Consider the following 12,694-nt stretch of genomic DNA (forward strand, 5'->3'; position numbering starts at 1 on the left):
AGAAACGGCGCTGGGCAAGCCTTTCCAATAGCGGTGAGGTCGGGAGCACAGTGCCACGGCACTCATTCCTCAGAAGCGAGCGCGGCATCCCCCATCACCTGTCGGGTGCCAGCGGCCGTCTGGCGGCCCACCTTGAACCACGCGGCGTACAACGCCGGGACGAAGAAAATCGTCAGCAGCGTCGCCACAGTCAGGCCGCCCATGATCGCTATTGCCATCGGCCCCCAAAACACACTGCGCGTTAGCGGGATCATGGCGAGGACGGTAGCCAGCGCCGTCAGCATCACTGGACGGGCCCGGTGAATGGCAGCATCCAGAACAGCATTCCACGGCTCACGCCCTTCGGCGATCTCGATTTGCACCTGGTCGATCAGGATCACTGCGTTGCGCATGATCATGCCACCCAGTGCGATGATGCCCAGGATCGCGACGAAACCCAGCGGCGACTGGAACACCAGCAACGCCGGCACTACACCGATCAAGCCCAGCGGCGCGGTCAGCACCACCATCCACATGCGGGAGAAGTTCTGCAGTTGCAGCATCAACAGTAGAAGAATGGTGATCATCATCAGCGGGGCCACAGCCAGCAGCGCCTTGTTGGCCTTGTCACTTTCCTCCACCGCGCCGCCCACGTCGATGCGGTAGCCCGACGGCAACTTCGCTTCGATATCCTTGAGCAACGGCTGGATTTCTTGCGTCACCGATACACCTTGCTCGCCATCCTTCACGTCGGCACGCACCGTGATCGCCATGTCGCGGTTGCGGCGCCACAGTACCGGCTCTTCCAGTTCTGAGCGCACCTGTGCGATTTGCGACAGCGGCACTACCGTACCCTGGCGTGTGTAAAGGTTAATGTCTTTCAGTGTGTCGAGGTTCAAGCGTTCCTCAGGCACGGCACGGGCCACGATGTCGATCAGGTCCTCGCGCTCACGCAGCTGCGACAGGGTTGCGCCGTTCAGCACTGTCTGGGTCGCCAGCGACACGTCGGCCGGCGTGAGGCCAAGCGCGCTCGCCTTGTCCTGATCGAGCGCCACTTTCAGCGTGCGCACCGGGTCGTTCCAGTCGAGCTGAAGGTCGCGCACCTTCGGGTTGGCCCCAACCACCTTCTCCACGTCGCGGGCAATCTGGCGCACCACCTGGGTATCGGGGCCTACGACGCGGAACTGCACCGGGTAGCCGACAGGTGGCCCCAACTCGAGCCGGGTCACGCGCACCCACGCCTGTGGAAATTGTTGGTCAGCCGAGGCCACCAGCCGCGCACGTACTCGCTCGCGCGCGTCCAGATCCTTGGTCATCACAACGAACTGGGCAAAGCCCGGATTCGGCAGCTCGGGGTTGAGCGAGAGATAGAAGCGCGGTGCGCCGGCGCCGGTGTAGGCGGTATAGAAACGCACGTCCTCGTCCTTCGCCAGGATCTCCTCCATGTGCTTGACCTGCTCGGTGGTCGCGGCGAACGAGGCGCCTTCCTTGACGCGCAGGTCAATGACCAGTTCAGGACGCGAACTGTTGGGGAAGAATTGCTGCGGCACTAGCTTGATACAGGCCAGAGCAAGCACCAGGGCGCCAAACGTTGCACCGATGACCACCCAGCGGCGCTCGATGGCGGCGTCGATCAGGCGGCGCAGGCTGCGGTAGAACTTCGTGTCATACATATCACCATGCTGGTGCTTGCCCAAGTCGTTGGGCAGCATCTTGACCGCCAGGTACGGCGTAAAGATGCCGGAGCAGATCCACGAGAACAGCACCGCGGCGCCGACGATCCAGAAAATGCCGCCCGCGTACTCGCCGGTGGTGGACTTCGAGAGGCCGATCGGCAGGAAGCCCACGACGGTGATGAGTGCGCCGGTCAGGCGCGGCATGGCAGTAGACTGATAGGAGAAGGCGGCGGCCTTCACGCGGTCCATGCCGGTTTCCATCTTCGCCACCATCATCTCGATGGCGATGATGGCGTCATCCACCAGCAGTCCCAACGCTATAATCAGCGAGCCGAGCGAGATGCGCTCGAGGTTCCAGCCCATCGCCAGCATCACCAGCGCCACGCCGCCCAGCACCAGCGGCACCGTGGTTGCGACCACGAGGCCGGCGCGCCAGCCCAGGCTGGCCAGGCTCACCGCGATCACAATGATCAGCGCTTCGGCCAGCGCGTGCGCGAAGTCGTGAATAGCATCCTTCACCGTGGTGGGTTGGTCGGCCACGAGCTCCAGCTCCACGCCGTGGGGAAGTTCCGACTGGATCCCGGCGACAGCCGTGTCCATCGCCTTGCCTAGGTCCACGATGTTGCCGTCGCTGGTCATCGTGATACCGAGTATCAGCACTGGCTGGCCGTTGTGGCGCACCGTGTAGGTCGGCGGATCCTCAAAGCCACGGGTAACGGTCGCAATGTCGCCGAGCTTGATCTGCCGGCCGCCTGCGGCGATGGGCACGTTGCGGATAGCCTCTTCGCTGGCGAACTGGCCGCTTACGCGTACCATGACGCGGTCGCCGCGGGTGTCGATCTGGCCTGCGGGCAACAGGGCGTTCTGGCTCTTGAGGCTTTCGGCGATGGACAGCGGTGTAATGCCCAGTGCTGCCAGGCGTTCGTGCGAGAACTCGACGTAGACACGCTTGGCCTGCTTGCCGATGAGATCGATCTTTTTGACCATCGGCACCTTCAGCATCTGGCGCTTGATGTCTTCGGCCGCGTCCGACAGGTCGGCGTGGCCGACGCCGTCGCCCTTGATGGCGTACATCAGGCCATACACGTCGCCGTACTCGTCGTTCAGGATCGGGCCGATCACGCCGTCAGGCATCTCGAGGCTCAGGTCGTTGAGTTTCTTGCGCGCCTGGTACCAGGCCTCGCGCTGGTCAGCCTTGGAAGTTCCGCCGCGCACGGTGAGCGTCATGCCCGCGTAGCCTTGCCGTGCGTAGGTGACAACCTTCTCGAAGTTGTCGATCTGCTCGAACTTCTTCTCCATGCGATTGAGGACCTGGTCCTGCAATTGCTGGGCGGTGGCGCCCGGCCAGATGACCATGGCGGTCATGGAGGGCACGGAAAAGTTCGGATCCTCGAGTTGACCGAGCCTGGTGAAACTGAAGGCACCGGCCACCGCGACAATGAGGAGCATGAACAGGACGATGGCGCGATGGCGCAGCGCCCAGTCGGTGAGGTTGAAGTTGTTCATCGGGCGGCCTGCTGCGTGATGTTTGCGTCAATAATCTCTGTACCGGGGAGCGCGACCTTCAGGCCGGATGCCATCTTCTGGACGCCGGCGGTGACGACCAATACGCCGGCTTGCGGCCCGGAGACGAGCACCTCGTCGTTGCGGTAGCCCCACACCGCCACACGCTCCAGTTCGACGATGCCTACCGGATCCTTGCCCGCGGGCGTGACCACCCACAGCGCCGGCTGGCCGCCGTTTTGCGTCAGGGCAGTGGCTGGCACTGCCGCCACAGAGACACTTGTCATGACTCGCTCGGCCATCACCGTGGCGGTGGCGCCCAGCGGCAGCGCCTGCATTGGCTTAAGCCGCGCGCGATAGGTGCGCGTCTGCGCCGCAGCCTGCGGCGATAGCTCGCGCAGCGTGACATCGAAGACCTCGTTCGGCGCACTGGCCAACGAGGCCTTGAACTGCGCGTCCTTGAAGACGGACAACTGATCCTCGGGCACGTCGATGACGATCTCGGATTCATCCGGATTCGCAACCGAGACCACGGGTTGGCCCTCCGCCACGACCTGGCCTGCCTCGAAGCGCACAGCCGTGACAACACCGCTACGGGAGGCGCGCAGCACGGTGTATTTGAGCCGGTTGCGCGCGAGCTCAAGTTTTCGCGCCTCGGCCTCGGCGGTCGCATGCGCGGTTTGAGCATTGGTCTGCGCGCGCTCGTTGTCGGCCGCACTGACCGAGCCGTCAGCCTTCAACGCAGTCAGGCGCTGGCGGTCCGAGTCGGCCTGGCGCGTCTGCTCGACAGCAATCGTCCACTGTTGTCTCGACGCTTCCTCAGCGAGGCGGTAGTCGCTGTCGTCCAGCACAGCCAGTACGTCGCCTTCGCGCACAAACTGGCCTACCTCGACCTTGCGCTGCGCGACCTTGCCGCCTACGCGGAAGGCTTGGTCGACTTCATGCCGCGATTGCACGGTGCCCACGTATCGGCTGCTTTCGCGGGCATTGTCGTAGCTAATTTCAACGGTGCGTACCGGTCGTGGTGCCTGCACGGACGGCTGATCCGGGCTGCACGCGCAAAGCATAGCGGCGACGGCCAAAACGCCGACCGTAGTAAGGGAATTCTTCAAGACGGTTCCTCTTTGGAAAACGACAGATTCTTAGGAAAGTGGTGGCCGGTCGGCTTTGGCGGATGCGGTTGGGTTGGAGGGTTGTTCGAACACCTGCCAGCCCCCGCCCAGTGCCTTGTAGAGCTGCACGCTATCGAGCAGCAGGCGGGTGTTGCTTTCGTTGGAATTCAGGCGTGCCGCCAGGCGTGCCCGCTGCGAATCCAACAGTGGCAACAGGTCGATTTGCCCGCGGTTATACAGCGACTGGGCGCGGTTCTGTGCAGCCTCAGAGGACGCGGCGGCCAATTGCAGCGACCCCGAGCGGCGGCGTTCCTGCGCAAGCGTGACGAGGGCGTTTTCCACATCCTCGAGCGCCCGTACGATGCCGTCTTCCGCGCGCAGCAGCGCCTCTTGTTGAGCACTTTCGGCCGCTTCGTTGATCGCTTGCGTGCGCCCGGCGTTGAAGAGCGGCATCGCCAACAGGCCCGCGACGTTGGTGAAGCGCGCAGCGCCGAGATCGGCACCGTTCAGGTTGAGACCCTGGCGGCCGAAGGAAGCGCCGAGAAAGAGCTGCGGGAACCACTCAGCTTTCGCTTGCTGGCGACGAGCATTGGCGGCGTCGAGTTGTGCCATCAGCGCCAGTACGTCAGGTCGGCGTTGCAGCAACTCGGCGGGCTGGCCGGGCTTGGCCTCGGGCACGTCGATCAAATCACCGCTTGAAGGCTGGATGTTTGTGGTGTTGAAAGACTGGTCTGCGGTCAGCACTGCGATACGGTGACGTGCCACCGCCACTTGGGTTTCCAGCGGCGGAATCTGCGCCCGCGCCGACAAGGCGTCGGTCTGCGCGCGTTCGACGTCGAAAGCGGATGCCAGCCCGACCTGTTGACGTGCGGTGACCAGACGCAGCGTCTCGTCCTGCATCGCTGAGATTGCACGAAGCGTCGCGACCTGGCGCTGTGCACCGACCAGTGTGAAGTAGTTGCTGACCACGTCGCTCATCACCAGCAGGCGCACTCCACGCATGCTGTGTTCCGCGGCCAGCGCATCGGCGTCAGCCGCCGCTGCGCCGGCGCGCAGACGGCCGCTCAGGTCGAGTTCCCACGAGACGTCCAGACCCACACTGGTGGTCTTGGTATCCGGATAGCCCTGTTTCGTGGCCAAGTTGTAGCCGCTGCGGCGGTCACTGCCGGAGACGGATGCGCCGACGCTCGGGAGCAGCCAGGACTGGCTGACGGTTTCGCCGGCACGCGCCGCGCGCAGGCGCTCGGCGGCAATCTTGACGTCGCGGTTCTCGCGCGCTGCCCGGTGCACCAGATCCGTCAGCAACGGGTCGTGGTAGACCTCCCACCACGCCGCCTCGGGTTCCATTTCGGAGGCCGTGCTCGCGGCGAAGTTGCTCGGCAGGTCGACCGACGGCTTGACGACCGGCGTGGAGCAACCGGCCAGGGCGAGGGCGATCGAAGTGGCAAGGGCGGCCGCAACGGCGAGCCCGGCCGGGCGCTCGGCCCGTTTCAAGGTTGTCCGAGCGGTGTGAAGGGGCAGTGGAAAGGAAGCTGGAAGTCGCGGCATCGCATTGGACTCGTGAAGATTCGAGGTGGCATCAGCGTATGGCCCGGGGTGCGCGAAGTCGTCAGCGAAGGGTCGCCGTTCGGTCGCCATATCGAGCGCATATTCATGTGGGAGACGTCACTCGCCGTCGGCATCTGGCGTGTGCTCGCCGGCTGCCAACGCGAGGTCCGAGGCAATCGACTCCAGCAGCTCTTCGGCTGACGAAAACTCGCGCTGTCGTCCGGTGACCAGGTTTTCGAGGCGGCCCACCGGGGCCCCCGGCGCGGCGTCGCTACGCAGCTTCACTACGTACGAGCGGCGGCTCGGGTATTTGGATTCAGGGTTCAGGATCATCGCAGGCCAGGGGGCAGGAAAGTTCGACGACAGCGTAAGCGGTTCCCTGGGGCGAGTCGTAAGCGAAAGGTCAGACTTCGGTCGGGACAGTAACCCTTACCGCAGAGAAATCGCGTTGCTTCAAGCCGGCTTGGCCGCGTGAATCAGCGAGCGTGCGCGTTTCGCCAGCTCGGTTGCGTCAGTTTCGGGTGACTGGTCAACCAGCGTGGCCAATGCCTGTTGGTCCTCGGCCGTAGCGTCAGGGTGCTCGCACAGTTCGACCAGCGCTTGCATCTCCAGCCACGGTGCTTCCTGTGCGCGAGCTTCTTCAACCGCGCGCCGCACCGCAACGATGCCGGCGTCGGGCTGACCCTGTGCTCGCGAGATCGCTGCCTCCAGCAGCAATAGCTGTGGCAGGTATACGCGCTCGCCCAGTTCCTCGCCCACCCGAAATGCTTCCTGCAGCTCGACTTGCGCTGCGGTGCAATCACCTGCGAGCAGCAGTGCCTCGGCGGCGTAGCCGAGCACCTCGCTGGCACCGGAGCGCATTCCAAGCCCGGTGTGTTCTTCATAGGCCTCACGGATGCGATGGTAGCCGTCGCGCGGTGCACCGTTGCGCGCGTCGGCCCAGCCGCGCCACCAGCGGCAAGCCGTTCGCCCCAGTGCGAGCGAATACTCATCGACCAACTTCTGCATGTCGTCAGCCAGCGCGGCCACACGCGGATGGTTCCCCAGCCGCACCTCGATCAGCACCTCCTGCCAGGCAGCGACCAGCCACGTCATAGGCTGGCGAAGCGCTTGCGCGCGGGTCCAGGCTTGCTGCATATGGGCCCGGCCTTGCTCAATCAGGCCAGAACGCACGAGTTCTATGGCCAGCATACCGTGCAGCATGACCTGAGGATCGACCGCAAAGACCTCGTTCGTCCCGATGTCCAGCGGCTCGGCGATCGCGAGGGCGCGCTCCAGCCAACGGCGGGTTGTCTGCGTGCGACCCTGGAGATGGTGCACCTCGCCCTGCACGATGCACGCCACCAGCATGAGCACTGGATCGTGCGCCTCGCTCGAGAGGGCTTCGGCGCGTTCCGCCACCTCCAGCGCCAACGCATAGTCGCCGCGCAGACCGAGCAGATAGCCGAATCCGTGCAGCAGGCGACCGCGCATTGGATGCTCGGGTACATTCGTTAACAGCGTGTAGGCGCGTTCGAACGCGTTCCTGGCTTCGCTGCCGACACCAAACGTGTGGAAAGCCGACACCCCCCGCAGTGTGGCCAGGGTAATTTCGAGCGCATCGCGCTCCATCCCTTCTGGTGCCTGCCGCAGCAGGACCAATGCGCGTTCAGTGAGGCCGATGCACAAGTCCGGGCTGAAGTGCAGCAGCGCGGCTTCTGCGGCCTCGGCGTAATAGCGCAGCGCGATCATCGGCTGCCGGGCCCGGTCGAAGTGCGTCGCCAGCTCCGAGGCAGCAACCGGCACGCCGGTCATGCGCTCGCGTTCGAGGGCAGTGCCAACCTGGCGATGGAGGTGGGTGCGCAATGAGCGCGGCGTGCGGTCGTACAGTACCTGGCGGAAGAGGGCATGACGAAACGAGTAGGGTTGCTCCACCGTCTCCTCGGGTTCGGCGGCCCGCGACCGCGTGAGCCACACCTGCTCGCGCACCAGTTCCTCGCAGGTGTGGGCCACAGAAGCGAGGTCGCGTTCGAGGGCCAGCGAAACCGTCTCAACCCGGAATTCGACTCCGCATACCGCTGCCGCCGAGAGCAGCGCAAGCTGCTCCGGCCCGAGCCTGGTGATGTAGTGATCAATGATGGCCGCGAGGTTCTCGGGAACCGCCATCCCCGCCAGCCGGGCCTCGATGGTGGCGTCGTCGTCCGTGGTGTCCATCACTTCGCTGATGACTGACGACACGAACAGCGGCACACCGTCGGTGCGCTCGTGCAGGGCACGCACGAAGGCTTCATCGCGGGCCAGAGAGGCCGAACGCAGCGCGACATAGTCAGCGACCTCGGTTTCCGAGAATGGATCGAGCACCACTTCCTCGCACAGACGTTGCAGGCGCAGTTCGTGGCGCAACGAGTTGAGCGGATGATCGAGCGCCACCACCTCGGCGACGCGGAAGCTCGCCAGCCACATAAGCCGAGTGCGGCCACGTCGCCGCGCCACATAGTCGATGAGCTGGACCGTCGCCCGATCGCTCCAGTGCAGGTCTTCGGTTATCAGCAACAGCGGCCGCTGCTCGGTGTAACGGTCCAGCAGTTCACCCATTTCCCGCAACATGCGATCCGGACCGATGCCGGCAAGCTCGCGCCGCAACGCGTCTCGCTCTTGCGCGGTGCTCAGCCACGGCAGTTGCAGCAACCAGGTCGGCGCCACGGCGCGCATCAGCGTCGGCAGGGCAGGGTCGCTGCGGCACAGATCGGCCAACGCCTCCAACACCGGCAGGTACGGCTCGCCGGTGCCGTAGTGCTCCACGCAATGGCCGCGTGCGCAGGCAATGCCGCCAAGGCTGGCGAGGAAATGCTCGATTAACGTGGTCTTGCCAATCCCCGGTTCTCCGGCAAGCCAGAGCACTGCACGTTGCCCGCCGTAAGCCCGTTCCCATGCCCGCTGCAGTCTTGAAAGCTTGTCGGTGCGACCAATGAATGTCGGTAATGGATACGCTTCGGCCGCTGGCACCGTAGCGGGTGCCGACGGCATCGAAGGCGCAGGGGAGGGCGCGGCGATGAAGCGATAGCCGCGTCGCGACACAGTCTCAATGAAGCGGGGCTGCCCGGGGTCGTCGCCCAGCACCTTACGCAGATCGCTGATGGCCGTCTTCAGTACTGAATCGCTGACGAACCGATGCCCCCACACGGCATCAAGCAAGGCATCCTTGGTCACCAGCGATCCAGGTTGGCGTGCAAGTGCGCACAGCAGGGTGAAGGGCGTTGGCGCCAACGCCACGGCTTCTCCGTTACGTAACAAGCACGCGTTGGCCTCGTCGAGCTTGAACTCGACGAAGCAGAGCTGGACTGGATTCGGATGGGACTGCGGACGCGCCACGTTGGATTCCTGAAGACTAAAACATGGGTGTGCCCTCGTGAGGCATGGCACGTGGTCACTCCAATAACAACGCTGATCGACTCAGAAGCCAAGCCTCACCGGTCGGAAACTGGCCCTCGGCACAGCCCCGCATTGCCTCATCGTGGTGCGGTAATGATCCCGGAAAATAAATGACAAAAATATCAATATTGAAAAATATCTCAATATTACTTACCTTCACCCTTGCCTGACGATGAGATCTCCATGTCTCACGACTTCAATCACAACAAGGGCTCGAGATGAACAACAACAATAAAGGTACCGAACTGCCTCCCACCGCTGTCGATGTGCTGGTCGTCGGTAACGGTCCGGTAGGGGCGACAATCGCGGCGCTGCTCGGCCGCTATGGGGTAAAGACACTGGTAGTGGACAAGACCCATGAGGTCCTGCTGATGCCCCGCGCCATTGCCCTGGACAACGAGGCGCTGCGCATCCTGCAACTGGCCGGATTGTCGGAAGACGCTTTTGAGAAGATCGCTATCCCTGAAGTGAGGATGCACTCCCCGGTCCTCGGGCAATTCGGTCGGGCCAATACTGCGGGGTGCATCGACGGCCATCCCAAACTGGTGACTTTCTATCAACCCGACCTCGAACACGCGATGCGCAGCCAGGTTTCCCGGCTGAAGACAGTGACCAGTCTGGGAGGGTTCGAGCTCGAGAACCTGGTCGAGGAATCAGATTGTGTCGTCGCCACCGTACGGGGCGATGATGGCCAGGCGTTTCCCGTTCGCGCCCAATACCTGGTAGGTGTGGATGGTGCAAGCTCCAGGGTCAGGTCACTGATTGGCCAGGAATTCGAAGGGCAGACCTATGGTGAGGATTGGCTGATTGTCGATGCCAGGAACCGGCATACGTCAGCCATTGATCACGTTGAGTTTATCTGTGATCCACGGCGTCCAACGCCGCACATGCCCGCTCCCGGCGGAAGGGAGCGTTGGGAGTTCATGCTGCAACCAGGCGAATCCCGGGAGGAGCTGGAAAGCCCCGAAAGCATAGCCCGACTGATCGCGCCATGGATCAATCCGCAGGAGCTGGAAATCGAGCGAAAGGCGGTGTATCGGTTCCACGCGCGCTGCTGCAACAGATTCAGCAAGGGACGCATCTTTCTCGCGGGAGATGCAGCCCACATCACCCCCCCATTTGTCGGGCAAGGTCTCGTAGCGGGACTGCGCGATGCGGCCAATCTTGCCTGGAAACTGGCCTGGGTCCTTCGCGGCCAAGCCGCGCCTTCAGTGCTCGAAACCTATGACCTGGAGCGTCGCCCCCATGCCCAGGCGATGATCAACCTGGCGAAACTCATGGGCCGCATGGTGATGCCGAGAAACAAGGTCGCAGCTTTCTTCATTCACGGCCTGATGCGCACGCTGGCGTTGACTCCCGCTACCAGAAAGTACTTCGAGCAGTTGGACATAAAGCCAAAGAACATTTTCAAACAGGGGCTGTTCGTTCAGCATCGTCGTGGCGACAAGCTGGTTCGTGGCAGTCTGTTTCCCCAAGCCTGGGTTCGCAACATGCAACAGCAGATCCAACTGAGCGACGATGCTCTTGGAGCCAACCTGACCCTGGTTGGGTTCGGTGTTGACCCGTTGTCACTGCTGACCGCTGCCGAGGTCGTTGCCTGGGACAAAATGGGCGGTCACTTCTTGCAGATCGGACCCTGCGGCCAGCGCTCCGGCGGCGGTTGCGACTTCATCGAAGACCTGAACCATGACATCCTGCCACTGGCTGCCAAAGGCACGCTGGTTGCGGTTCGCCCCGACCGTATCATCATGCACCACGCCCCAGGCGTAGAGGCGGGCAGTCTCGTTCGAGATTGTATGGGCCTGTTGGCTAGCGCCGACGCCACAGCCGATAGCGCTTCCATTACCATAAACGAGCCCCCTCGATTAAGAGCCTGAAGATGCCTTCCCCCACTTTTCCTTCAGAAGTAACTGAGCAAGAGCCTCTCACTCGGGGCCACAAGAAGCGTGAACGCACCCGTCGCGGCCTGGTGGATGCGGCATTGCGTCTTGTCGCACGCAAGGAGGTGGGGGAGATTGCACTGCTTGATGTCGCCTCGGAAGCCGCGGTATCCAACGGCACCATCTACAACTATTTTCGAACGCGCGACGAAGTACTCGAGGCGGTTGGCATCGCCATGGCGAGTGAGTTCTCCGATGCCATTTCCGCCCTGAGTTCGGACGTGCACTGCGGTGCACGGCGGCTTTCGATAGGTGTGCGCATGTTCGTATGCCGGGCCGCCGAAGACTACGAATGGGCCAACGCACTGCTGCGCATCATCAATTTCGATCAGGCGATGCGCTCGCGTTTGGCTGACCATGTGCTGGGCGACCTGCGTGAAGGTCTGCGCGAGGGCATTTTCGCCTACGAGAACGAAGGCATTGCCCTGGACATGGTCGTATCGTGCACAACCGGAGCCATGCGCTCGGTTGTCGAAGGACGTGCAGTGGCGGAGCACGACCAGCGGGTCGCCGAGATGATTCTCCTGGCTCTGGGTGTAACACCTGCCAGGGCCAAGAGAATCGCCAGCAAACCGCTACCCTAGTACCGATGTCATCTCGGCCCGCCAAGGTTTACATGGGGCCGGTTTGACGGCCTTGCTGAGAATTATATTGAACGCGCTCGTTCAATAATTTCAGTGTGGAGAAATCCGAATCCCCTCCATAGACCTTACCGAACCCCTCATAAACCAGGTTAATACGAGGGATAAAACGCTTCGCATGGTAGTGATCGGAGCTGGTTCAGAAAAACAGGGTTGACTCATACTGAACACAGGTGTTCAATTGCTCCATGAGGTAATCCTGGAGAGAGAACCGTGGAATCCCTGAATCCAACACAGCGCCGTATTCATCAAGCTGCCTTTCGCCTGTTCGCTGAAAGAGGCACCTCACAAGTGAACATTCTCGACCTCGCCCAAGAGGCCGGAGTGGCGCGCGGAACGGTCTATAGCAACATCGACAACATGGAAAGCCTGTTCGAGGCGGTCGCCAGTCATCTCGCGAAGGAGATGCATGAGCGCGTCAACAAGAGCTTCAATTCCCTCACCGATCCGGCTCAGCGTCTTGCCAATGGCATTCGATTGTTTATTCGTCGGGCTCACGAGGACTCCCAGTGGGGGGCGTTCATCCACAAATTCGCCATGAGCAATTCTTCGTTGCGCGAAATGTTCAGCAGCCAAGCGACGACGGATCTTCTGAGCGGACTGTCCAGTGGGCGGTACACGTTTGAGAAGGCGCAATTGCTCTCTGTACTGACGCTGATATCGAGCAGCGTCCTCGGCTCGATTTTCCTGGTACTGGAAGGGCACAGAACGTGGCGCGAATCGGGCTCTGACACGGCCGAGCTGGTGCTGCGGGCATTGGGTGTATCACCAGAGGAGGCTCGTGCGCTGGCGACCACAGAGTTGCCAGCACTTCCTTCCCTCGACTGAGTTAGTTAACTGACCCAACCAGACACCCCTGATTTTCAGGGGTGCGGGGACGGCTT

At 62.6% G+C, this 12,694-nt stretch carries 8 protein-coding genes; 3 read left to right on the forward strand and 5 right to left on the reverse strand.

The genetic code is table 11. The annotated features are described in order from the left end of the window. Window positions 1-62: 62 nt before the first annotated feature. The 5 genes from AB4O40_RS00785 to AB4O40_RS00805 all read right to left on the reverse strand — a co-directional run bounded on the left by AB4O40_RS00785 (window position 63) and on the right by AB4O40_RS00805 (window position 9,169). Window positions 63-3,161 (reverse strand): efflux RND transporter permease subunit, encoded by a 3,099-nt coding sequence (locus tag AB4O40_RS00785; protein WP_460056665.1) that lies wholly within the window; start codon window positions 3,159-3,161, stop codon window positions 63-65. Further along, complete coding sequence (locus AB4O40_RS00790) at window positions 3,158-4,270, reverse strand: efflux RND transporter periplasmic adaptor subunit (RefSeq protein ID WP_223542262.1); 1,113 nt, start codon at window positions 4,268-4,270, stop codon at window positions 3,158-3,160. Before AB4O40_RS00790 ends, AB4O40_RS00785 begins: the two co-directional genes overlap by 4 nt. Before the next feature lie 30 nt (window positions 4,271-4,300). Further along, complete coding sequence (locus AB4O40_RS00795; RefSeq protein ID WP_460056662.1) at window positions 4,301-5,818, reverse strand: efflux transporter outer membrane subunit; 1,518 nt, start codon at window positions 5,816-5,818, stop codon at window positions 4,301-4,303. A gap of 117 nt (window positions 5,819-5,935) precedes the next feature. Beyond that, complete coding sequence (locus AB4O40_RS00800) at window positions 5,936-6,151, reverse strand: hypothetical protein (RefSeq protein WP_460160124.1); 216 nt, start codon at window positions 6,149-6,151, stop codon at window positions 5,936-5,938. Window positions 6,152-6,271: 120 nt separating this feature from the next. After that, window positions 6,272-9,169 (reverse strand): ATP-binding protein, encoded by a 2,898-nt coding sequence (locus tag AB4O40_RS00805; RefSeq protein ID WP_460056659.1) that lies wholly within the window; start codon window positions 9,167-9,169, stop codon window positions 6,272-6,274. A 278-nt stretch (window positions 9,170-9,447) separates the two neighbouring features. Here AB4O40_RS00805 and mhpA point away from each other — a divergent pair, with 278 nt between their 5' ends. From mhpA to AB4O40_RS00820, 3 genes are all read left to right on the forward strand, one after another. Beyond that, a complete protein-coding gene (mhpA, locus tag AB4O40_RS00810) occupies window positions 9,448-11,106 on the forward strand; it encodes a bifunctional 3-(3-hydroxy-phenyl)propionate/3-hydroxycinnamic acid hydroxylase MhpA (protein ID WP_414913065.1) in 1,659 nt (552 codons plus the stop codon). 2 nt (window positions 11,107-11,108) lie between these two features. Next, the gene (locus AB4O40_RS00815; RefSeq protein ID WP_223542091.1) at window positions 11,109-11,753 is read left to right on the forward strand and encodes a TetR/AcrR family transcriptional regulator; all 645 of its coding nucleotides are present in this window, start codon (window positions 11,109-11,111) and stop codon (window positions 11,751-11,753) included. A gap of 270 nt (window positions 11,754-12,023) precedes the next feature. Continuing rightward, entirely contained in the window at window positions 12,024-12,638 is a 615-nt protein-coding gene (locus AB4O40_RS00820) for a TetR/AcrR family transcriptional regulator (protein ID WP_223542092.1), read from the forward strand. Window positions 12,639-12,694 lie beyond the last annotated feature (56 nt).

The organism is Pseudomonas sp. S2_F07 (assembly GCF_054668325.1).